Here is a 23,898-nt window from a genome sequence, read left to right as displayed (position 1 = left end):
TCGGCGCCGGGCAGGGTTGCTGACGCCAGTTTTTCATCCCCGAAGTCATGCCTCCCTGTCAGGCAAATCCATAAAAGTAATAAGGATAATTGCTAATGATATTGAGAATGATTCGTGTTTATGTTACCTTGGGAGCCATCTTATCAGAGCGGAGTGAATTTATGGCGCAAATGCTTGGAGGGGCGAAGTCTTCGGCAGCGGCATCGCTAGTTAGAAATGCGTCGATCTTCAGCTCCAGTGCATCCTCTCCCGCCGGCCCATTGCTCGACATGCTGATCGCAAATCGCCCGCTGTACGTCAACGTCGCGCGTGGCTTCGTCGGCTGCACCAGCCGGGCGGAAGACGTCGTGCACGATGTTTTCCTCAAGCTGGTCGATCTTCCGGGCCAGGATGCCATCCGCCAGCCGATTGCTTATGTAATGCGGATGGTGCGCAATGCCTCTATCGATGCTTGCCGGCGCCAGAATCTTGAAAACATCTACCATGCCGATGAAGACAGCGGCCTCAACATGCCGTCGCAGGAACCTTCGCCGGAAGCGGCGCTGGTAGTGCGCGACAGGCTGCGCCATGTATACGACGCATTGGCGCAGCTGCCGGCGCGCAGCCGCGCGGCATTCGAGATGGTGCGCATGCGCGAAGAAACGTTGCAGAGCACCGCGCGTGCGCTCAACGTCTCGCAGACGCTGGTGCATTTCATGGTGCGGGACGTTGAAAAGCACTGCAGCGCCTGCCTGGACGCCTGCGATCGCGGCGCCGCCTTGCCGATGTTCCATGCCAGCGCTGCCCGCGACGGTAAAAAAGCGCGCGCGCCAATCGTCTTCATAAAGTAGAGGCGGCGTTTAGGCGCAGCGAGCGCCATCCGCCGCCGTTTTCCGCCGTTTCCTTAGTGCATTCCGAACGAGGCCTGACCATGACACAAACACAGAATTCCGCTGCCGCAGAGGCAGATGATGTTATCTACACAGTCGTCATCAACGACGAAGAGCAGTACTCGATCTGGCCAACCTTCCGCGCCGTGCCGGCCGGCTGGCGCGAAGTCGGCGTAAGCGGCCCGAAAGCCGCATGCCTTGCGCATATCGAGTCAGTCTGGACCGACATGCGTCCGGCCAGCCTGCGCCGCCATATGGATAACGCCGCAGCGCAGGCGCACCTATCGTAACCGGGTAATCCGGCGCGCCGGGGATGAAGCCCTGGGCACGCCGTCCCTGCAAGAGGATTTCGCATGACTACACTTTCCATGCCGCAGCTCGCACTTGACGACCTGCGGATCGAACCGGGGCTGCCTACCGTTGTGGCGCCGAAAGCCGGCGTGGATATCTCGCTGGAACAGGCCATGCCGCTGTTGCGCACGATTGCCGACGATACCCTGGAGCAGGCCGGAGGGCTGCTGTTCACCGGTTTCCAGGTGCCGTCGATCGAGTCGTTTCAGGGGTTTGCCGGTTCGTTCGGCCACCCGCTGATCGGTTATGAATTCGCCTCGACGCCGCGTAGCCAGGTCGAGGGCGCGGTGTATACCTCGACCGAATATCCGCCGCACCGGTCGATCCCGCTGCATAACGAGCAATCGTATACGAGCGAATGGCCGCTGCGCATCTGGTTCCATTGCGTACTTGCCGCGGCTTCCGGCGGCGCCACGCCGATTGCGGACAGCCGCGCCATCTATCGCCGGCTTGATCCGGCGCTGGTTGCCCGTTTCACCAAGCGCGAGCTGCTTTACGTGCGCAATTTCGGCCAGGGGCTTGACCTGCCGTGGCAGCAAACTTTCGGCTCGGACGATCCGCGCGTGGTCGAGCGTATTTGCGCCGCGCGTGGCATCGACTGCGCCTGGCGCGACGGCGAGGACGGTGAACTGCTGCTGCGCACCCGTGAACGCTGCCAGGCGGTCGCCAGCCATCCGCGCACTGGCGACATGGTCTGGTTCAACCAGCTCAACCTGTTTCACCTGTCTGCGCTGGACGAGGAAATGCAAGAAGCGCTGGTCGATGCGGTCGGGCTGGAAAACGTGCCGCGCAACGTCTATTACGGCGACGGCGAAGAAATCGAGGCCGAGGCGCTGGCTGAAATCCGCGGCGTCCTGGATCAGCAGCGCATTGTCTTTCCATGGCTGTCCGGCGATGTGCTGATGCTTGACAACATGCTGACCGCGCACGCGCGCGATCCGTTCCAGGGACCGCGCAAAGTAGTGGTGGCGATGGCGCAAAGTTATAGCGAACCGAAGGCCGGCGAGCAGAAGACGGCGTTCTGATGAAAACGGTTGGAGCGGCGCTGGTGGCGCGCGAGCTGACGGTCGGTTATCGCGAGCAGGTAGTGCTCGACGGCCTCGACTTGACTATCAAGGCCGGACGGGTGACTGCTTTGTGCGGGCCGAACGGCTGCGGCAAGAGCACATTGCTGCGCACCCTGGCAGGACTGCTGCCGATCCGGTCAGGGCAGGTGGAAGTGAATGGTGCGCCGCTGGCATCGTACAAGCGGCGCGAACTGGCGCGGGCGCTGACGATGCTGGCGCAATTCAACCAGATACCCGCTGGCCTGACGGTGCGCGAGCTGGTGGCTTATGGCCGCTATGCCTACGGCGGCTGGCTGCGCGGCCTGACGCGCGCCGATCATGCTGCTATCGACCAGGCGCTGGCCACCAGCGGACTTGCCGACTATGCCGAGCGCGACGTTGCCGCATTGTCGGGCGGCGAACGGCAGCGCGCGTGGATTGCCATGGCGCTGGCCCAGCAGGCGCCCATCGTCCTGCTCGACGAACCTACCACCTATCTCGATATCCATCACCAGCTTGAAATCCTGCACGAACTGCGCCGCCTGAACCAGGAACAGGGGCTGACCATCGTCTGGGTGCTGCACGACTTGAACCAGGCTGCTGCGTTCAGCGATGAAATCGTCCTGATGCGCGCCGGCAAGATCATTGCCCATGGTTCGCCCGACGCCATGCTGGCGCCGCATCACCTGCACGAAACATTCGATGTGACCATGCTGAAGATTGCTCATCCGCTGACCGGGGCGCCGATGTGCGTGCCGGCCTATGGTGTGGTCTCGCGGCCGGCAGTGCTGCATGAAAACGGCGCCGACAAGGATCTCGCTGCATGACTGCGTTAGCTGCAAGCGCTGCGCTGGCAAGCCGGCATGCAACGACGAAAAGCAGGGCAAGCCTGATCGGAGCCGCACTCTTGCTGCTAATCATCGTCACCGCCGCCGTGCGCCTGGGCTCGGCGTGCAGCTGTGGCTGGCGGCGTCCGCGCAAGGAAGTGACGCTGCCACGCTTAGCCGCATCCTGCTGTTCGATTTGAGCATGCCGCGCGTAGCGGCTGCGCTGGTCGCCGGCGGCTGTCTCGGCGTGGCTGGAGCGCTGTTTCAGGCGCTTACGCGCAATCCGCTCGCTTCCCCCGATTTACTCGGCATTACCAGCGGCGCCCAGCTGGGCTTGCTGGCCGCGATGGTGGTCCCCGCGCTTGCCGGGCGGCATCGGTGCCGCTGCTGTTCGGCTGCGGCCTGGCTGCGGCTGTTTGCGTGATGGCTGCAGCCGGCTGGCGCGCGACGCCGCTGCGGCTGGTGCTGGCGGGCAGCGTTTGCATGCTGCTGTTTTCGGCAGTGGCGACACTGGTGCTGGCATTTTTTGAGCAAAGCATCGCCGGCGCCGCGCTATGGGCCAGCGGCAGCCTGTACCAACCGGGCGCGGACGGCCTCAAGCTGGCCATGGCATGGCTGGTGTTGCCGCTGATTGCCTTGCCGTTCGTGGTGCGGCCGCTCAATCCCTTCGTGCTGGGCGACGATGCCGCTGCCGCTGCCGGCGTGCGCATCGATGCGACGCGGATCGCCGCCATGGTAGTGGCGGTAGGTTTTGCCAGCGTCGCGGTCAGTATCGCCGGGCCGCTGTCGTATGTCGGCTTGATCGCGCCGAACCTGCTGCGTCAGCTGCACGGCGCAAAAGCATCGAAACTGGGTGCGCTGGTGCCCTTGTCGGCATTGGTGGGCGGCGCGCTGGTGCTGGTTACCGACAGCGCGGTGCTGGCGCTGGGCCTCGACGCCACGCTGTCGACAGGGGTGGCGATCGCGCTGGTCGGCACGCCGCTGATGCTGGCCATGATCCGCAACGGCATCGTATGGTCGGGCGCAGCGGCAGGGCAGGAACGGCCGGTGTCTGACACTGGAACTCGCGCCGTGCGCATGCTTACTGCATTGCCATGGCCTTTGATCGCAGCTGGACTGCTGCTGGCTGGCTGCGCGCTGCTGTTTGCCGGCGCCTCGCTGGGGGCGAAGCTGATTGGCCCGACCGGCTGGATTGCCGCGCTGGAAGGACGCGACGAAGTAACCCGGATGCTGCTCGACCTGCGCCTGCCGCGCCTTTTGTGCGCACTGCTAGCCGGAGCGCTGCTGGCGGCGAGCGGGGTGCTGATGCAGAGTATCGTGCGCAATCCGCTGGCCGGCCCTGAAGTGCTTGGCGTTACCCAGGGCGCCGGACTGGCGACTTTCATTGCACTGATCCTGTGGCCGTTCGCTGCTCATTCAACCCTTGCGGTCGCCGCACTCGCAGGCGGCGCCGCCACGCTGCTGCTGACATTGCTGCTGAATCGCCGCCATCGTTATGCGCCGATGGCAGTAGCGCTCACCGGGCTGGTCCTCGGCACTCTCTGGACTACACTGTCGCAGTGGCTGATCACGCAGCAGAGCGTGCAGCCCGCGCGTTTTGTGGTGTGGCTGGTCGGCGGCACCTACGGCCGCAGCTGGGGTGAAGTGGCCACGCTGCTGCCCTGGTGCCTGCTGGCGCTGCCGGTGCTGGCGTTGCTGGCCAAGCCGCTCGACCTGCTGTCGCTGGGCGACGACCAGGCGGCGGCGCTTGGCCTGCCGATTGCCGTATTGCGGCCGCTAGTACTGACAGTGGCGACACTTGCCGCCTGTGCCGCGGTTGCCGCCGTCGGGCCGGTCAGTTTCATCGGCCTGATGGCGCCGCACCTGGCGGTAATGCTGGGTGCGCGCACGCACCGTACCCGGCTCTGGCTGGCCGCTGCGTGCGGTGCGCTGCTGCTGGTCCTGGCCGATATCGCTGCCCGCACGCTGCTTGCTCCGCGGGAGATCCCGGCCGGCGTGCTGACCGCCATGATAGGCGCGCCATATCTGCTCATCCTGTTGATTGTCCAGGCGCGACGCGAGAAGCGGAGCGGCCGCTGATGGATATCTTGCAGAGGATGGTCCTGAATCCGGGTGCGGACGCGCCGGCACATTGTTTTGCCGCGCTTGCACCGGAATCGATGGCATCCTATCTCGAGCATGTCTGGCTCGGCAAGCCGCAGCACAGCCAGGCAGCCTCTGAGACGGAAAACCGTGCCGGCGAATCCGTTTGCATCCCGTTGACCCAGCTCGGCGCCTACCGCGCGGAACTGCTTGATGCGATGGTGTCGCACTATGGCGGCGATGGCGAGATCCATGCGCGGGCGCTGCTGTCGCAGTGGAGCAAATACTATTTCTGGCTCGCAGCGCCTGCCGGCATCGCCGCGCTGCTGCTGCGCCGGCCGCTGGACATGTCGCCCGCCCGTACCCAGCTTGTGCTGCGGGCGGGGATGCCGACCGCGCTGTATTTTGCCGCCGACGCGCTGCAGCCGCCCGAGAACGATTGCACACGCTGTTATGCGCCGCTGGTGGAGCACCTGCAAGTGGTGATCGAGACGCTGGCGAACATGGCGCGCATTGCGCCGCGCGTGTTGTGGGGCAATGTCGGCAACCTGCTCGACTATCTGGCCGGGCAATGCGCGGCCTTGCCTGGCGTGGCAAACGATATCGCCTGCCTGTTCAGGCCGATCGCGGCGGATGGTTCACCCAATCCATTGCGCACCCCGGTACGCCAGGTAAAACCAGGTTCGGCGCTGTTGCCCGACCCGTTTCGCGCGCGCCGCGTATGCTGCATGCGCAATCAAATTCCAGGAGAAACAAATCTGTGCGCCAGTTGCCCATTGCTGTTGACGATGCACGACGAAGAGCTGGCATTGCAGGATTCGATACGTTGAGCAGGCATGTGCAGCGGCTTTGTGCGATAGCGGCGGCTTGTACCGCGCTTTGCGGATCCCAGGCTTATGCAGCCGGCTCTGCCGGCCCGACTCCGGCTTGCGAGCCGCTTGCGGGCAATTCCACCGTTTCGCAGTTCCAGCCAGGGCTGCCGGCGCGGCCGCGGCGGATCGTGGTGCTCGAATTCATGTTCGCTGAAGACCTGGCGGCGCTTGGCCTGATGCCGGCCGGCATGGCCGACGCCTCGAATTATCCGGGATGGTTTGACTATGACAAAGAGCGGCTGGCCGCGGTGCCGGACGTCGGTACGCGCCAGGAGCCGAGCTTCGAAGCGATCGCGGCCTTGCAGCCGGACCTGATTCTTGGAGTAGGGTTGCGGCACGCGTCGATTTTCGCCGCCCTCAACCGCATCGCTCCCACCGTATTGTTCCAATACAGCCCTGACCTTGAAAAAAACGACAGGTCGCTGACCCAGCTTGACTGGGCGCGTAAAATCTTCCGGACCATCGCTTGCCTTACCGGGCGCGAAGACGCAGCCATTGCTGTCGAAGCCAGGCTCGACGCTGGCCTCGCGCGTGACGCACAGCGTATTGCGCAGGCCGGCCGCAGCGGCGAGCAGGTCGCCTGGCTGCAGGAACTGGGCTTGCCTGACCGTTACTGGGCGTTCACCGGCAACAGCATGGCGGGCGGCGTGGCGCGCGCGCTTGGCGTTGAGCTGGGGTATGCCGCGCCGACCCGCGAAGGGACTACTTACGTAACCTCTGAAGATTTGCTCAAGAAACCGGACCTGGCGGTATTGTTCGTCAGTTCCACCGGGCCCGAGGTGCCGCTCAAGCAGAAACTCGATTCGCCAATCTGGCCCTTTGTGCCGGCGCGGCGCGCAGGACGGGTGGCGCTGGTAGAGCGCAACCTGTGGGTGTTCGGCGGGCCGATGTCGGCGCTGCGGCTGGCGGACACCATGACTGAACAATTGCTGTCATTGCCGCCGCCGGCGAAGCCGCCTTGATGCCGATATCGACGATATTCCTGTTCACCGCTTCATGATTGGCTGAATCCCGTCCTTGTGATTTACAAGGACGGGTGCTGCTTAGCCTTCGGTGCCGTTGGCCGCCGTCGCCAACAGTGCGGCTGGCGCGCCGTAGGTTTCGCTGATGATGCTGCCGTTATCGAGTTTCAGTACGCGATCGGCGAGCGGGAAATAACGGTCGTCGTGGGTGATCACCAGCACGGTCTTGCCGCGTGCGCACAGCTCCGGCAGCAATTGTTCATAGAACACCGCTTTGAACGCCGGATCCTGGTCTGCCGCCCATTCGTCGAACAGGTAGAACGGCCGGTCTTCCAGGTAGGCCACCACCAGCGCCAGGCGCTTGCGCTGCCCGGTGGACAGCGCCCGGGTCGAGAATGCGCCGTCGACCACTTGCACCTTGTGATCCAATGCCAGTTTTGCGACCAATGCGTTGGCCCGTGCATCAGCCTGCGCGCGCGATGAATCGTTGGGGTCGATGATGCCGAGCAGGGCGTCGAACAGGTGGAAATCATTGAAAACGGCGGTGAAACGTTCACGATAGGCTGCACGTTCGGCTGAGCCGACCGGCTTGCCGTCCACTTCGATTACGCCGTCTTCAGGTTCGTACAGCCCGGTCAGCACTTTCGCCAGCGTGGTCTTGCCGCTGCCGTTGCCGCCGACCAGGAACACCAGTTCGCCGGGCTTGAAGGTCAGGTTGATCGGGCCGACGCTGAACATCCGTTCGTCGCGCTCATGGAAATAGGAATGGGTGACATCACGCAGCGTCAGGGTCTTGAACGGTTCATGCGATGCGCTTTCGCTCAGCGGCGGCACGGTGCGCAGGTTGCCGAACTCTTCCATCACCTTTTCGATGCGGTCCAGCGAGACGCGGGCTGCGTTCAAGGTCGGTACGTTGTTGAGCAGGCCGTCGAGCGGCAGCAACATGAACAGGAAGACAACGATATAGCCGGAGGCGGCGGCTGCGTCGGCCCGCACGCCGAGCGTCGGCCAGAATGCGGCGGCGCCGAGGAATACATAGAACAGGAACACGATCCAGCCGACCCCGACCGCATACGAGCTGAATGCACGCCGGCGATGGTCGCGCACCTCGCCGATGGCCGCGCCGAGCTGGCCGTCGAGGAACTGGCGTGCGCGCGCCTGATGCAGCTTCAGTTCTTTTGCACCGGTGAACAAGGCGCCGAGGTAACCGAAAAGCTTGTCTTGCGAGCGGCCGGCCGCTTCCAGCGAAGCGATGGCGCGCTTGTCGCCGGTATGGTAGCCGATCGAGCCGACCACGATCGCGGTCAGCGCCAGCAGGCACACCGGCCAGGACAACCAGGCCAGGTAACCGAGGCAGCCGAATACGATCGAACCATGCATCACGATGTTAGGCAGGGCGAAGAACAGCATGGAGACGTTGGTGGCGTCGTCGGTCAGCACCGATTGCACGGGGGCGGCGCCGATCCGTTCGACATCGCGCAGCTCAGCCGCGGCGACGCGTTTGGCGACATGTTCGCGCAGCTGCGCCATGGTGTCTTGCGACAGCCGTGCGAACAGGACCCCTGTAATTACCCGGGTGACCAGCGCTATGACGGCGCAAAGCCCGAAGCGCAGGGCGAGCGAGCCGTCGGCTGCGCCTGACTCGGACAGTGCGCGATTCAAGGTCGCGACCAGCAGCACGCTGGCGATGCCGTTCAGCACACAGGCGGTGAGCGCAATCGCAAGGGCGCCGCGCGAGCGTTTGAGCAGGGCAATGATAAGGCGCATGGCCGGTTTGGCCTGCGCGCTGGATGCGGTAGGGGCGGGGAAGCGTAAGGCTGGGTAGCAGCGGTCATCGGCGGTCAATCGGTTGGTGGTTGTGAAAAATGAATGGAATAAGGTTCTTATCCCTGATGACGAACGACCGCGGCAAATATTTAGCCCCTCGATGCAGATGGTGAAAAAACTTTTTTCTGGGCGAATTAAGTAAAAATTCCGGCGCGTGGTTCGTCAATCTAGCAAAGAGGCCGTACTTGCGGCCAACCTAGAGGATTTACAGTCTATGACGAGCTTTCCGATTGCATTGCACCACCAGATCCGCGCGCAAGCGCGCCTTGACCCCGATGCGCCCGCGCTGGCGTCGTTTTCGCCGCATATCGTACGTTTGTCGCGCGGCGACCTGGACGCCCGCGCGTCGCGTCTCGCCGCCCGGCTGCGCGCGGCAGGCGTCAACACCGAGGTGCGGGTCGGCGTGTGTGTCGAGCGTTCCTGTGATCTGTTTGTTGCATTGCTTGCAGTATTGAAGGCGGGCGGCGTATTCGTCGCCCTCGATCCGCGCCATCCGGCCGCGCGCCTTGACTGGGTAGTGCAGGATGCGGGGCTTGCCCATGGCATCGTCGACGATTCTGCCGATGCCGCCATGCGCGCACGTTTTGCACAATGTTTTATTGTTGATAAGCTGGTGGCCGGTGCTGAGCCTTTGCTTGCCGATGATGATGCTCCGGTAAATCCTCGGGCAGCGGCTTACATGATCTACACCTCAGGCTCGACCGGCACGCCGAAGGCAGTGGTGGTCGAGCATGGCCCGCTTGCCGTCCACTGCGACGCGCTGAACACGTCGCTGCCGATCGGACCTGCAGACCGCCTGCTGCATTTCGCCTCGGTGAATTTCGACGTTGCGATCGAAGCCTGGCTGGCGCCGCTGTCAATCGGCGCCAGTGTCGTGATCAGCGATCCGCCGCCGTTTCCGCCGGAAACCGCGCGCGCCATGATGGAGCGCGAAGGAGTCACGAATACCACCTTGCCGCCTGCCTACCTGCGTGAATTCGCTGCCGCTTCCGAGCGCTTTGGCGTGCCGTCCGCGCTGCGCGTGCTGCTGTTCGGCGGTGAAGCGATGTCGCAGGATACCTTTGATGAAATCAGGCGGGCATTTCCTGAGATCCGGCTGGTCAACGGCTACGGCCCCACCGAAGCGATCATTTCGCCGATGCTATGGCCGGTTGATCCCGCCAGCGTACCGGCCCTGGAACAAGGAAACGCGAGCAACGCGGGCAACGGCTATGCGTCGCTGCCGATAGGTTGGCCGATAGGCTCTCCGGTTGCACGGACTGCGCGGGTCGCCGACTTGCCGCAAGGCCAGGCTGGCGAACTGCTGCTGGGCGGCGTCTGCCTGGCGCGCGGCTACCATGGCCGCCCGGCGCTTACCGCCGAACGCTTCTTGCCGGATCCGGCCGGCGCGCCCGGCGGCCGCATCTACCGTACCGGCGACCTGGCGCGCGAACGTGCGGACGGTGCATTCGATTACCTGGGGCGCATCGACGACCAGGTGCAAGTCCGCGGCGTGCGGGTCGAGCCGGGTGAAATTGCGGCCTGCCTGCTGGCCCATCCGCTTGTCAGCGATGCTGCCGTGCTTGCGGAAACGACAAGTGGCCGCACCCAGCTGATTGCCTGCGTGGTGGTGAACGAGGCGCTCGACGATGAAGCGCTGAAGGCGCACCTTGCGGCGCAGCTGCCGCCGGCATGGCAGCCACATCGTTTTGTGCGCCTCGAGCGCCTGCCGTATACGCTCAACGGCAAGCTGGACCGGGCCTCGCTGCGCGAAACCGTGGCTGCGCTTCCGCTGGCGCCCGGCGCCGATTACGTTGCTCCCGCGACGGCCGTCGAAAGCGGTCTCGCCGAACTCTGGCAACGGCTGCTGAACGATGTCTCGCCGATCGGCCGTTCAGACCGTTTCTTTACGCGCGGCGGCGATTCGCTTGCCGCAATGCAGTTGCAGGTAGCGATCCGGGCCGAATGGCGGGTGAGCCTGCGGCTTGACGCGCTGTTCGACAATCCTTCGCTTGAAGAACTGGCGCTGCTGGTCGAGCGCAGCGAAATTGAAACACAGGTGCACGCTATTCCAGTGCATGTGTCCCGGGATCGCAGCAGTGCGCCTTTTGTCGACCGTCCGGCATCGTTCGCCCAGCAGCGTTTCTGGGTGCTGGCGCAGACTCGCGACGCCGGTTCCGCCTATCACATCGCCGTGCAGTGGGACGTAGCCGGTACCTTGCAAATCGATCTGCTGCAGCGCGCGCTTGATCACCTGCTGGAACGGCATGAAGCTTGGCGCACCACGCTGGTGGAAAATGATGACGGCATAGTGATGCAGCGCATCCATGCAGCCTTGCCAGTGCAGGTAGCAGAAACCGATCTGCGCCCATACCGCCCGGCGGAACGTGCAGCAAAGGCAGCCGAACTGGCCGAACGCCATGTGGCCGAAGCATTCGACCTGTCGAACGGACCGCTGGTGCGCGCTACATTGCTGACGCTGGCCGACGATTCGCAGCGCCTGCTGTTGACCAGCCATCACTCGGTCAGCGACGGCTGGAGCTCGCGTTGCGCGTTCAGCGAATTGACTGCGGCCTATGCCGCGTTCGCGGGTGGCCAGGCCGCCGAATTGCCGGCGTTGCCGATCCAGTATGCCGATTATGCCCAATGGCAGCGCGACTTGCTGGCCGCAGGCGAGGGTGAGCGCCAGCTTGGTTATTGGCGCGGCGCGTTGCGTGATGCGCCCGAGCCGCTGGTCTTGCCGCTTGACCGCCCGCGGCGGACCGAGCGCGACTATCGCGGCGGCCGCGTGGTATTGCGGCTCTCCGAAGAAACTTCCGGTGCGGTGCGCAAACTCGCGCTGCACACCCGGACTTCGCCGTTTACGGTGCTGCTGGCGGCGTTCAATGCCTGGCTGTACCGCTTGACCGGTGCCAGCGACATCGTTGTCGCGGTACCGATCGCACATCGGCTGCACGCGCAAACCGCACCGCTGGTCGGCTTGTTCCTGAACACCCTGGCGTTGCGCGCACGGGTAGCGCCGGTCCAGTCGTTTACCGCCTTGCTGGAAGCGGTGCGCGTGACGGCCCTGGATGCGTTTGCCTATCAGGACGTTCCGTTCGACCAGGTGCTTGATGCCGTGAAGCCGCCAGTGCGGCGCGGCGACGAGTGGCTCAGGGTTAAGTTTGCCCAGCAATTCGACCTCGAACTGACAGCCGCGCTGCCAGGCGCCGCCGTACGCATGTCGCCTGGACCGGACCTGGCTGCACGTTTTGACTTTGCGCTGGATTTTACCGACGATCCGCGCGGCATCGAGCTGGTTGCCGCCCACGCGCTGGACGGCATCGACGCCGCCACGGCGCAAGCCTGGCTCAACAGCTTCGCAGTGCTGGTCGCAGATGCGGTGAGCGATCCGAAGCGGGCGATCGCCGAACTGGTTTGCACCGACAGTGCCGACTACCATGCCGCACGGCGCGGCCGTTCGCTGTCGCGGACGGACCATAGTGTGCTGGCGCTGTTCGCGCAGCATGCCAGCGAAACTCCGCATCGGATTGCGCTGGCCGACGCCGACACGCAACTCACGTTTGCCGAACTGGACGACGCCTCGGACCGGATTGCACTGGCGTTGCAGCAGCAAGGCGCCGGCGCGGAACTGCCGGTGGGGGTCTGCATCGAGCGTTCGGTGCACTTCGTGGTGGCGCTGGTTGCCGTGCTGAAATCGGGCGCGTATGCCGTGCTGCTTGATCCGGCGTTGCCTCAGGAGCGGCTGGCGGCGGCCGCCGACGCTTGCCAGGCGCGCTGGATCCTGGTCGCCGGCCAGGCCAGCCCGACGCAGAAGATCGGCGCAGCGCAGGCGCTTGGCCTGGATGCACTTGCACAAACGCCATTGCTGGCAAATCGCGCGATGCGTCCGTTGCCGCCGGCGCCCGGGCAGGCAGCTTACCTGATCTACACCTCCGGTTCGACCGGTGCGCCCAAGGGTGTTGTGGTTTCCCATGGTTCGCTGGCCGATTACGTGCAAGGCATGCTGGATGAACTCGCATTCAGCGAAGATGCCTCGATGGCGATGGTGTCGACGGTGGCGGCGGATCTTGGCCATACGACCCTGTTCGGCGCACTGTGTTCCGGCCGCACGCTGCATCTGCTGCCAATGGAATGCGCATTCGACCCGGATCGTTTTGCGCACGAGATGCGCACGCGCAAGGTCGGCGTGCTGAAAATCGTGCCAAGCCACCTGCACGCACTGCTTGACGCGCAACAGCCGGCGGATGTGCTGCCTGCCCACGCCATCGTGACCGGCGGCGAAGCCTTGCCCTGGGCGCTGGTGGAGCGGATCGCAGCGCTCAAGCCCGGTTGCCGGGTGATCAATCATTACGGCCCGACAGAAGCTACGGTGGGCGCATTGACCTGCGATACGTCGGCGCCGGCACAAGCCGGATTGCGGGCGGCAGCGACAGCGGCGCAGGGCGTGCCGCTAGGCCGTCCCTTGCCGAATGCCTATGCGTGCGTGCTCGATGCAGGCGGCGCCAGCGTGCCGCCGGGAGCGATCGGCGAACTGTATCTTGGCGGACCGGGCGTCGCCCGCGGTTACCTGGGCCGGGCCGCGGCTACCGCGGAACGTTTTGTGCCGCATCCGTTCGCTTCGGGCGAGCGTATCTACCGTACCGGCGACCGCGTACGGCTGCGCGCCGACCGCAGGCTGGATTTCCTGGGCCGTCTCGACGACCAGGTGAAGATCCGCGGCTATCGGGTCGAACCAGGCGAAGTCAGCACCGTGCTGCGTACCTTGGATGGCGTGGCGCAGGCGGAAACACTGGCAGTCGAACATGAAGGACGCATGCGGCTGGTTTTGTTTGCAACGCCGCGCACCGGGGAAACCCTGGATGGGGCGGCATTGCGCGCAGCCCTGGCGTTGCGTTTACCCGACTATATGGTGCCGGCCGTGCTGCTGGTACTCGACGTGCTGCCGGTGACAGCCAACGGCAAGGTCGACCGCCCGGCGCTGCGGACGTTGGCAATAGCGCCCGCGCCTTCTGTCGAAGCGAGCGATGCGCTGCGCGGCACGGTTGAGGAAACACTGGCGGCAGTCTGGAAAGAGGTGCTGAAAGCCGAACGGGTCGGGCGCGAAGACAACTTCTTCGAACTGGGCGGCGATTCGATCCTGGTGCTGCAGGTGATCGCCAGGTCGCGCAAACGCGGCGTGCGCTTTACGCCGAAACAGTTGTTCGATGGCCCAACCGTGGCGCGCCTGGCCCAGGTAGCGACAGCGATCGAGGCTGCAACCCCGGCTCCCCAATCCAAGTCTAGCGAAACAAAAGGCGAGGAAAACCTGGTGCTGACGCCTGCGCAACAGCGGTTTTTCTCGCTTGACATTCCGCAGCGCGGCCATTGGAACCAGTCAGTCAGGCTGGACCTGCAGGAGACGTTTGATCTTGACGCATTCGCACGCGCTTTCGATACCCTGCTGAAACATCACCTCATTTTCAAACAGCGTTTCAAACAGAGTCTTACTCACAGTGGCGCACAGGGTGGGTGGCATATCACGCAGGCGCCGCAGGCTTTTGACGCCTTGCCCCTGGCAACCGTCGTTGCGCGCGATGAAGCCGATGCGCTGGCGCAATTCGACGCCTTGCAATGCCGGCTGGACCTGGCGCACGGCCCGACGGCCTGTGCGCTTGCAGCGGCGCTGCCTGACGGCAGCACGCAATTATATTTCGCAATCCATCACGCAATCGTCGACGGCGTATCCTGGCGCGTGTTGCTCGACGACCTGGATGCCGCCTACCGTGCCGCGCGCGAGCGGCGCAGCGTGCGCCTTTCGGCTACCGGCGCCAGCGCCCAGGAATGGGCGGCGCGGCTAGCGCTCGCCGCCAGCGGTGCGGATTCCCCATTCACGAGTGAAGTGCCGTACTGGACCTCGCTTGCGGCTCCTCACCAAGACCTGGCGCTTGACTATCCGCAGGCCGTTGCGGCTAACTCTAACGCAGAGACAGTGGTGCAGGTCCTCGACGTCGAACTGACGCGCGCCGCCCTGACCGAGGCGAACGCCGCCTATCGCACGCAAATGATCGAACTGCTGATCACTGCATTGGCGCAGGCGCTGTGCAGCCACACCGGCCAAACCGCATGCCGGCTGGAACTGGAAGGGCATGGCCGGGAAGCACTGTTCGACGACATCGATGTCAGCCGCACGATAGGCTGGCTGACCAGCCACTATCCGGTGGAGCTGGCAATCGCAGACACGCCTGCAGGAACCCTGGCCACGCTGGCCGCCGTCAAGGACACGCTGCGTGCAGTGCCGCAAAAAGGACTGGGATTCGGCGTATTGCAACATTACGGCGACGCCGCAACACGCAGCGCGCTGGCGGCAGTGCAGCGTCCGCGCGTGACATTCAACTACCTCGGCCAGTTCGATGCGCCGCGCGACGCCGCGCTGGTGCCACGCTTCGGCGGCGCGGGCTGCGAGCGCGATCCTGCCGGCCCGCTCGGCAATGCGCTGGCGATCCACGCCTATATCGACGCCGACGGACCACGCACATTGAAAGTGCATTGGGTATATGGCAACACGCAGTTCGAGCGTGCCACCATCGAAGCCCTGGCACGGCGTTTCGAAGCGGCGCTTGCCGAATTGACCGCGGCCTGCGCCGCGCGCCTGGCGCAACGCGGCGGCAGCGCCACACCTGGCGATTATCCGCTGGCGCGCACGGCGGGCCTGACGCAGGGCGCGCTGGACCGGTTGCCCTTCGATCTGCGCACAATCGAGGACATGTATCCCTTGTCGCCGATGCAGCAGGGCATCTTGTTCCATTCGCTGTTCGCACCTGAACAGTCGACCTATGTGAACCAGCTGGTGGCCACGCTGGCGGCGCCGGACGTGGCGCGTTTGCGCACAGCCTTCGAGGCAGCGGTAGCGCGCCATGACATCTTGCGGACCGGCTTCACTTCCAGCGAGGCGATAGCGATGCAGATTGTGCATCGGCAGGCGCAGATGCCGGTCGATATCCTCGACTGGCGCAAGATGAACGAAAGCGGCGAGAACGGAAATGCCGCATTCGAGGACTGGCTGGTCCAGGATCGGCTGCGCAGTTTCGACTTGAGCGCACCACCTTTGATGCGAGTTGCACTGATCCGCATGACGGACGACGAATGGCGGCTGGTCTGGACTCGCCACCACTTGCTGCTGGATGGCTGGAGCACCGCGCGCTTCTTTGCCGACGTGCTGCGCGATTACATCGAGCCGCCGCGCCCTCAGCTGTTTGCCGCGCCTGCCAAAGCCCGCTACCGCGATTTCATCGCCTGGCTTGCCGAACGCGATCTCGATGCGGAACGCGGATTCTGGCTGCAGCACCTGGCTCGTCTTGGTGAGCCGACCCGCGTCGCCGAGCGCGAAGCCGAGGCCGGACGTCCGGCCGAACATTGCACCTGGCGCGCGACACTCGCCGCCGATGTGACGGCGCGCATGTCCGAAACTGCCCGTAGCCTGAAGGTAACGCTCAATACGCTGGTGCAGGGCGCATGGGCGCTGGCGCTGCAACGCATGACCAACCAGTCGGCGGTGGCGTTCGGCGCAACTATAGCCGGCCGTCCCGACGCATTGCCCGATGTCGAGACTGTGCTTGGTCTTTTCATCAATACCCTGCCTGTCATAACCGCGCCTTCACCGCAGCGCTTGGCAGCGGAATGGCTGCACGAGCTGCAGGGCGATAACGCTGCTGCGGCGGAGCATGCGCATACGCCGCTATACGAAATCCAGCAATGGGCCGGGCAAGGCGGGGCATTGTTCGATACGCTGGTCGTATTCGAAAACTATCCGGTAGATGAAGCGTGGCAGGGCCGCGACGAACGGTCGCTGAAGATGCGCGAGCTGCGCAATATCGAAGCGACCGATTTTGCATTGACGCTGGTGATTGAAGCCGGGACATTGCTGACCATCGATTACGGCTACGATGCTGCACGCCTCGGTGAGGCGCGTGTGGTCGCCCTGCATCGCGCATTCGCGGCGGCTGTCGATGCTTTTATCGCCAACCCGCAGGCGCCGCTCGGTTCGATCGCGGTTGCGGCTGATGGCGACCTGAATGAGCTGGTGCGCTATAACGCTACGGCGCAAGCCTGGCCTGACGTTCAGCAAATGGCATTGCACCGCCAGTTTGAACGCGCCGCCGGCGCAACGCCTGAAGCAGTTGCGCTTGAATTCCTTGATGCGCAAGGCCGCCCGCAGCAGATGCGCTATGGCGAACTCGACCGGTGCGCCACTCGCGTTGCTGCCGCGTTGCTCGAAGCCGGTGTCAAGCCGGACACGGCGGTTGCCCTATGCCTCGAGCGTTCTTTCGATATGGTGGTGGCGCTGCTTGGCGTATTGAAGGCTGGCGCCGCCTATCTGCCCGTGGATCCGGATTATCCGCCTGAACGCATCGCTTATATGCTCAATGATGCGCAGCCAGCGGTAGTGATCACGCAAGCCCACCTGCGTGAACGCGTTGCAGCTGCAGCAGCACACGGCGATGTGCGCATCCTTAGCGTCGATGAACTGATGCAAGGCACTGCTATCCTCGATCAGCCGATAAATATTGCCGCCGACCAGCTGGCCTACCTGATCTATACCTCGGGTTCGACCGGCAAGCCGAAAGGGGCTGGCAATACCCATCGCGCCCTGGCAAACCGGATCGCATGGATGCAATCGGCATACCAGTTGCGGACCGATGATGTGGTATTGCACAAGACGCCGTTCGGTTTTGATGTGTCGGTCTGGGAATTCGTCTGGCCGCTCGCCGTTGGCGCCAGGCTGGCGATTGCCGCACCTGGCGATCACCGCGACCCGGTGCGACTGGTCGCGGCGATCGAGGCGCATCAGGTGACGACGCTGCATTTTGTGCCGTCGATGCTGGCGGCATTCGTTGCCTATCTCGACGATTTCAATGCTGCCGGACGCTGCCTGAGCATCGAACGGATAGTCGCCAGCGGCGAGGCGCTGGCGCCGGAACTGGCGGCGCGCGTGGCGCAGCTGCTGCCGCACGCCCGTCTCTACAACCTCTATGGCCCGACCGAAGCGGCCATCGACGTTTCACACTGGACCTGCGATGCAGACGACGGACCGGCGGCTTCGGTGCCGATCGGCCATCCGATCGCCAACCTTCAACTGCATGTGCTGGATATCGCTTTACATCCGGCGCCGGCAGGCGGCGCCGGCGAACTGTACCTGGGCGGCGTCGGCCTGGCGCGCGGTTATCTCGGCCGCGCCGGGCTTACAGCCGAGCGCTTCGTGCCGGATCCGTTCGTGCCGGGCGCGCGCCTGTACCGCACCGGCGACCTGGCGCGCCGCCGGGCCGATGGCGCCCTCGATTACCTGGGTCGTATCGATACCCAGGTGAAATTGCGCGGCCAGCGGATCGAGCTGGGCGAGATCGAAGCCTTGCTGCGCACGGTGGCAGGTGTGCACGACGCCGTGGTGATCGTGCGCGACGAGCAGCTGGTCGGCTACCTTGCCCGTGGCGCGGACGGCGCACTCGACCAGGACATGCTGTTTGGCCTGCTGCACGCGCAACTGCCGGCATATATGGTGCCGGCTCACCTGATTGAACTGGAAGCGCTGCCGGTGACGCCGAACGGGAAATGCGACCGCAATGCACTTCCTGCCCCGGTGCGCCAGGAAAAAACGGCAACTGCCTTGCAGACCGACACCGAACGCGAACTTGCCGCCATCTGGCAGCGTGTATTGCGCCTTGATGCCGTCGATTGTATCGACCGCAACGATGATTTCTTCATGCTCGGCGGCCATTCGTTGCTGGCGACGCAGGCCAATGCCCAGGCCAACCTGCACTGGGCGTTGATGCTGCCGCTGCGCGCGCTGTTCGACGAACGCACGCTGGTCCGTTGCGCGGCGATGATCGATCTGGCGCTGGCCGAACGCAGCGCCAGACCAGGACCGGATGCGGCCAGTGCGATTGATGCGCTGCTGGGCGAACTGGAAATGGAATAAGGACCAACTGATGACAACTGCAAAACCTGACCTGCTTTCTCTTGCCGCCCGTTTTGCGCAATTGCCGGACGCACAGCGCAAGCTGTTTCTGCAAAAGCTGGGTGCAGCGGGTATCGATTTCCGCCTGCTGCCGATTCCGCCGCGCGCCGAACGCGCGGCAAGTGTGCCAGCCTCATTTGCGCAGATGCGCCTGTGGCTGCATGCGCGCATGATCGACGAACCGGCGGCCTATCATATTACGGAGCGGCTGCAGCTTGACGGTACGCTCGATGCCCACGCCTTGCGCCTGTCCTGCGATGCATTGATTACGCGCCATGAAGCCCTGCGCACCACCTTCGCGGAAAGCGCGGATGGCGTGCAGCAGACGGTGCATGCGCCGCTGCGCTGCCCATGGCACAGCGTTGACTTGAGCGATGTTCCTGCTTCTGAGCGCATGGCACGTGCAGAGGAAATCGCGCGCAAGGATGAATCGCAACCGTTCGACTTGACCCATGGACCGCTGATGCGGGCCTATCTGATACGCCTGGATGCAAATACGCACTGGCTGGCGATCACGCTGCATCACATCGTGGCTGACGGCTGGTCGGTCGATGTGATGCTGGCCGAACTAGGGTCGTTTTATCGTTCATATGCAATGAAAGAGACGGTCTCGCTGGCGCCATTGCCGATCCAGTACGCCGACTATGCGTTATGGCAGCGCCGCTGGCTTGATGCCGGCGAACGCGAATCGCAGCTTGCGTTCTGGCGCGGCCAGCTGGCCGACAGCGTGCTGGTGTTGCCAGGCGCCGCGCCACGGCCGGCGCAGCGCAGTGCGCGGGGTGCGCGTCATCTGTTCAGGATCGACGCACAACTGGCGCAGCATGCGCGCGCCTTGGCCAATGCGCAGCGGGCGACGCCGTTCGCAGTGTTGCTGGCGGCGCTCAATGCGCTGCTGGCGCGCGCCTGCGGCGAGTCGCAGATCCAGGTCGGGGTGCCGTCGGCAAACCGCGAACGTGGCGAAACAGTGGGACTGATTGGTTTTTTTGTCAATACATTGACGCTTGCCACGCGCATTGGCCGCACGCAATCGTTCGCGACGCTGGTGGAGCAGGTCCAGCGCAACCTGATTGACGCCCAGTCGCACCAAGAGGTGCCGTTTGAACAGGTGGTCGAAGCGCTTGGCGTAGTTCGCAGCGCCAGCCATAACCCGCTGTTCCAGGTGATGGCTGCCTACGGTGCGCGCCGGCATTTGCCGTCGCTTGCCGATGTATCCATCACCATGCTGCCGTCCGGCGCGCCGTTCGCGAAATTCGACTTGACGCTAGGTTTCGAGGAAAGCGAAGACGGCGGGATCGATGCCGGCTTCACTTATGCGCTCGACCTGTTTGACGCCGATGCCGTGGAGCGGCTTGCGGAACGTTTCGTCGCATTGTTGTCAAGCGCGACAGCCGTGCCTGAAACGGCGGTCTGCGATTTGCAATGGCTGCCGCAAGCCGAGCGGGCGCAGCTAGATGCCTGGAATTGCCAGCAGCCATATCAACCGCTGGCGTTCAAGGCTGTACATGAATATATCGCCGAGCATGCCCGGATCCGGCCGGATGCACGCGGCGTCGCCGATGTCGAGCGTTCGCTCACGCGCGGCGAAGTCGATGCGCGCGCGGCACGGCTGGCGCAGCGCCTGGTTGCGGCCGGCGTCAGCGCCGAGATGCGGGTCGGGGTCGCGCTCAGCCGTTCGGTCGACCTGCTGGTTGGCTTGATCGCGGTGCTGAAATCGGGCGGCGCCTTTGTGCCGCTTGATCCGGCCCATCCACGGGAACGCCTGGCGCAGATCCTCGGAGACGCGCAGATTACGCATGTGATTACCGAGGATCAAAGCCTGCCGGCGCTGCCGGTATCGGATTCGCTGCGCATATGGCTGATAAACGAAAAAATTAGCGAACAAACAAGCGAGGCGGATGACGCCGCAGTTGCGTCGGTAGTGCTGCCAGCCGTTGCACCGACCCAGGCTGCCTATGTGATCTACACCTCCGGCTCGACCGGAAAACCGAAGGGCGTGGTGGTCGACCATGGCTCTTTCAGCCGCCATTGCGCGGCAATTGCCGAACGCTATGGCGCTTGCGAAGACGATGTGTTCCTGTTGTTCCAGTCGGTCAATTTCGACGGTGCGCACGAGGGCTGGTTTTCCCAGTACATGTCGGGCGCCGCCGTGGCGGTGACCGCCGACACGCTCTGGCCGCCGGCGCTGACCTGCAAGATGATGGTGCGCGAGGGCGTCACCATGACCTACGTGCCGCCTGGCTGCGCCGCGCAGCTGGCCGAATGGGCGCTGGCGCACGGTGCGCCGCCTGCCTTGCGTTCGCTGACTGTAGGCGGCGAAGCGACCTCGCGCGAGGCGTTCGCACTGATGCGCCGGGCTTTCCCGAAAGTGCGCATCGTCAATGGTTATGGTCCTACCGAAACCGTCATCACGCCGATGCTGTGGATGTTCTATCCGCATGACGATATCGGCGGGCTGGCGGACAGCGCCTACCTGCCGATCGGCACCCTGGTCGGCGCGCGCACCGCGCATGTGCTGGATGCGCGACTGAACCCCTTGCCGGTCGGCGTGATCGGCGAGCTGTTCCTGGGCGGGGAAGGGGTGGGAGTGGCGCGCGGTTATCTCGACCGGCCTGCACTTACCGCCGAACGTTTTGTGCCGGACCCGTTCGGCGCGCCCGGTGCGCGGCTCTACAGCACGGGCGACCTGGTCAAAAGGCGCGCCGACGGCGTATTCGATTTCATCGGGCGGGTTGACCACCAGGTGAAGCTGCGCGGCCTGCGTATCGAGCTGGGCGAGATCGAGGCCCAACTGGCTGCGCATGAGGATGTGCGCGAAGCCGTGGCCATCGTGCACGGCAAGGGGGCGCAGGCTGCGCTGGTGGCTTATGTCGAGCTGAGCGCCGAGGCGCGCAAGCGCCGGATGCCGGCGGACGCGGCCGAGCTGGATGCCCATCTGCGTCATACGCTGCCCGACTACATGGTGCCGGCGCACATTATTGTGCTCGACGCCTTGCCGCGCAATACCAACAGCAAGGTCGACCGCGGCGCATTGCCAGAGCCAAAACGGGTAGAGCGCCTGTACGAGTCGCCCACCGCTGGCGTAGAGACTGCGTTGGCGCAAATATGGCGCGAGATACTGGGTGTCGAACGGGTCGGCCGCGCCGATCATTTCTTCGAGCTGGGCGGCCATTCGCTGGCTGCGGTGCGCGTGGCGACGCGGGTGGCTGAGCGGCTCGGCCACGATGTGCCGGTGCGTGCGCTGTTTGAAGCGCCGACCCTGGCGCAATATGCGCAGCGCGTGCTGGCCTCGGTCCGCACGGAAACGATGCCTGAAGACGATTCCCATGCTGCGGCTGTCGTTGCCGGCGCGGATGCCGACGGCTTGCTGCCGCTGTCGGCTGCGCAACTCGGCCTGTGGTTCTTGTGGCGGACGCAGCCGGACAACGCTGCTTACAACATCCCGATTGCAATGCGCCTGAACGGCCCGCTCGATGCCGAAGCTTTGCGTCAGGCATTTTCTCTGGCCGCGGCACGTCACCCGGCGCTGCGCACCAGGCTGGTTGGGCGGACCGGCGGCTTGCCGGGCCAGCGTATCGATCCGCATTGGCAAGTTGCGTTGCCGACGGTCGACCTGGCTGGCGACGCCTCGACGGCCGCAAGCCGTGCGGTCGCCTTGACTGACGAAGATGCGCTCACACCATTCGACCTGCTTGGCGAAGGACCGTTGTGGCGCGTGCGGTTATTACGCCTGGCGCATGACGACCATGTACTTTCCCTGGTAGTCCATCACATCGTGTCGGACGGGCAGTCGATTGAACTGTGGTTCGACGATGTCCGCACGACTTACGTAGCGCTGGTTTCCGGTTCTGCGCCGGCGCGAGTGATGCCTGCACCGTTGCCGGCGCTGCCGCTGCTGCCGATCGCAGCGCCGCGAGCACGCTTGGCGTTCTGGCGCGATGTCCTCGGCGATGCGCCAGCCACCATCATGCCGCCGCCGGCAGCGGGACGCGTCGCCGCGCCACGCTGGGCAGCGAGCCGGATTGCCTTCGAGCTGGATACAGTCCTGGTCCAAGGCGCACGTGCAATGGCGCTTGAGAACCATGCGACGCTGCCCATGCTGCTGCATGCGGCGCTGAACGTTGCGTTTTATCGTGCGACCGGCGCGGCTGACCAGCCGGTCGGTGTGCTGGCGTCGACGCGCGAACTGACGGGCGACGCTGCGCGCCTGGCGCTGGGACTGTTCATCAACGCGGTAGTGGTGCGTACCCGGCTCGCCGCCAAGGATTCACCCGCAACGGTCCTGGCTACGGTGCGTGACGCCGCGCTGGCCGCCTATGCCCACGCAGACACGCCGTTCTCCGATGTGGTTGCCGCTTTGCGCATGCCTCGTGAAGCGATCGGCAATCCCCTGTTCCAGGTGATGTTCAACTATATGCGTCCTGCCGGCGCCGCCGGACACGATTGGGCCGGGCTTGCGCTCAGTGAATTCAACGATGTCCGCCACCGCGTGGTGTTCGAGCTGGAGCTGGACATTGTCGAGCATGCGGATGGCCGCGTGACCGGCGCCTTCTCATACGCCAACGAGCTGGTCGATGGCGTGTTTGCCGAGACGCTTGCGAAGGCATACCTGGAGGTGGTTCGCCAGTTCGTCGATGCGCCGCATGTGGAACTGGGCACAGTCCAGCCAGGTTTCTCCGATGCCCACCGTCCGGCGCCGGTACAGATGGCAGCGGTAAAGACAGCTCAAATCAACGAACTACATACAGAAGCCGGGCAATTCGCCCTTGCGCTGCAAGGCATCTGGGACAGCCTGTTCGACGAAAGCCCACCATCGTTTGAGGCCAATTTGTTCGAGGCCGGCGCCACTTCATTCGATATCGTGCGTTTCGTCGATGCGGCGCGGGCAGCTGGGTACCCGCTGACGATCGTCGAGGTATTTGCCGCTCCGTATTTTTCGGTTCTGGGTGCTCGTTTGGCAGCCCGGTCCCCGGTTGCGATGGAACTGCGCGATGCAGGCTGAATCCCGATTTTCCGGATGCGGCGCAATTGCCCAGGAATTTTTTTCAATCGATGCGCCTGGCGTGTCGGGTAAAACTGATAAGGAACTTAG

At 64.3% G+C, this 23,898-nt stretch carries 9 protein-coding genes and 1 pseudogene; 9 read left to right on the top strand and 1 reads right to left on the bottom strand.

Going from position 1 to position 23,898, the window contains the following annotated elements:
* Window positions 1–101: 101 nt before the first annotated feature.
* The 7 genes and pseudogenes from CFter6_RS13640 to CFter6_RS13610 all read left to right on the top strand — a co-directional run bounded on the left by CFter6_RS13640 (window position 102) and on the right by CFter6_RS13610 (window position 7,009).
* A complete protein-coding gene (locus CFter6_RS13640; protein WP_236904674.1) occupies window positions 102–830 on the top strand; it encodes an RNA polymerase factor sigma-70 in 729 nt (242 codons plus the stop codon).
* Window positions 831–910: 80 nt separating this feature from the next.
* Window positions 911–1,159 (top strand): MbtH family protein, encoded by a 249-nt coding sequence (locus tag CFter6_RS13635; RefSeq protein ID WP_061540395.1) that lies wholly within the window; start codon window positions 911–913, stop codon window positions 1,157–1,159.
* A gap of 63 nt (window positions 1,160–1,222) precedes the next feature.
* Window positions 1,223–2,245 (top strand): TauD/TfdA family dioxygenase, encoded by a 1,023-nt coding sequence (locus CFter6_RS13630; protein ID WP_061540394.1) that lies wholly within the window; start codon window positions 1,223–1,225, stop codon window positions 2,243–2,245.
* Window positions 2,245–3,093, top strand: coding sequence for an ABC transporter ATP-binding protein (locus CFter6_RS13625; protein ID WP_061540393.1), 849 nt, complete (start codon window positions 2,245–2,247; stop codon window positions 3,091–3,093). The genes CFter6_RS13630 and CFter6_RS13625 overlap by 1 nt, the downstream gene beginning before the upstream one ends.
* Window positions 3,090–5,172 (top strand): annotated as a pseudogene (gene fhuB / locus CFter6_RS13620) (Fe(3+)-hydroxamate ABC transporter permease FhuB). Before CFter6_RS13625 ends, fhuB begins: the two are co-directional and overlap by 4 nt.
* Window positions 5,172–6,005 (top strand): siderophore-iron reductase FhuF, encoded by an 834-nt coding sequence (gene fhuF, locus CFter6_RS13615; protein WP_082814779.1) that lies wholly within the window; start codon window positions 5,172–5,174, stop codon window positions 6,003–6,005. Before fhuB ends, fhuF begins: the two are co-directional and overlap by 1 nt.
* Window positions 5,936–7,009: an ABC transporter substrate-binding protein gene (locus CFter6_RS13610; RefSeq protein WP_150118765.1), complete on the top strand. Its 1,074-nt coding sequence runs from the start codon at window positions 5,936–5,938 to the stop codon at window positions 7,007–7,009. The genes fhuF and CFter6_RS13610 overlap by 70 nt, the downstream gene beginning before the upstream one ends.
* Window positions 7,010–7,090: 81 nt before the next feature.
* Here the strand turns inward: CFter6_RS13610 and CFter6_RS13605 are convergent, their stop codons facing one another.
* Entirely contained in the window at window positions 7,091–8,776 is a 1,686-nt protein-coding gene (locus CFter6_RS13605; RefSeq protein ID WP_061542368.1) for a cyclic peptide export ABC transporter, read from the bottom strand.
* 274 nt (window positions 8,777–9,050) lie between these two features.
* Here CFter6_RS13605 and CFter6_RS13600 point away from each other — a divergent pair, with 274 nt between their 5' ends.
* On the top strand, window positions 9,051–18,770 hold the full coding sequence (locus CFter6_RS13600) for a non-ribosomal peptide synthetase (protein ID WP_061540391.1): 9,720 nt from the start codon (window positions 9,051–9,053) through the stop codon (window positions 18,768–18,770).
* Window positions 18,771–18,780: 10 nt separating this feature from the next.
* Window positions 18,781–23,808 carry a non-ribosomal peptide synthetase gene (locus CFter6_RS13595; protein ID WP_061540390.1) on the top strand — a complete coding sequence of 1,676 codons (5,028 nt, stop codon included), beginning with the start codon at window positions 18,781–18,783 and terminating at the stop codon, window positions 23,806–23,808.
* The last annotated feature ends 90 nt before the right edge of the window (window positions 23,809–23,898 follow it).

This window comes from Collimonas fungivorans (assembly GCF_001584145.1).
GTDB lineage: Bacteria > Pseudomonadota > Gammaproteobacteria > Burkholderiales > Burkholderiaceae_D > Collimonas > Collimonas fungivorans.
This window is presented reverse-complemented; position numbering and strand designations above follow the sequence as displayed.

Coding starts and splice junctions, on each gene's coding strand:
- CFter6_RS13635 (WP_061540395.1), top strand. CDS start 911: ATGACACAAACACAGAATTCCGCTGCCGCAGAGGCAGATGATGTTATC.
- CFter6_RS13630 (WP_061540394.1), top strand. CDS start 1,223: ATGACTACACTTTCCATGCCGCAGCTCGCACTTGACGACCTGCGGATC.
- CFter6_RS13625 (WP_061540393.1), top strand. CDS start 2,245: ATGAAAACGGTTGGAGCGGCGCTGGTGGCGCGCGAGCTGACGGTCGGT.
- fhuF (WP_082814779.1), top strand. CDS start 5,172: ATGGATATCTTGCAGAGGATGGTCCTGAATCCGGGTGCGGACGCGCCG.
- CFter6_RS13605 (WP_061542368.1), bottom strand. CDS start 8,776: ATGCGCCTTATCATTGCCCTGCTCAAACGCTCGCGCGGCGCCCTTGCG.
- CFter6_RS13600 (WP_061540391.1), top strand. CDS start 9,051: ATGACGAGCTTTCCGATTGCATTGCACCACCAGATCCGCGCGCAAGCG.
- CFter6_RS13595 (WP_061540390.1), top strand. CDS start 18,781: ATGACAACTGCAAAACCTGACCTGCTTTCTCTTGCCGCCCGTTTTGCG.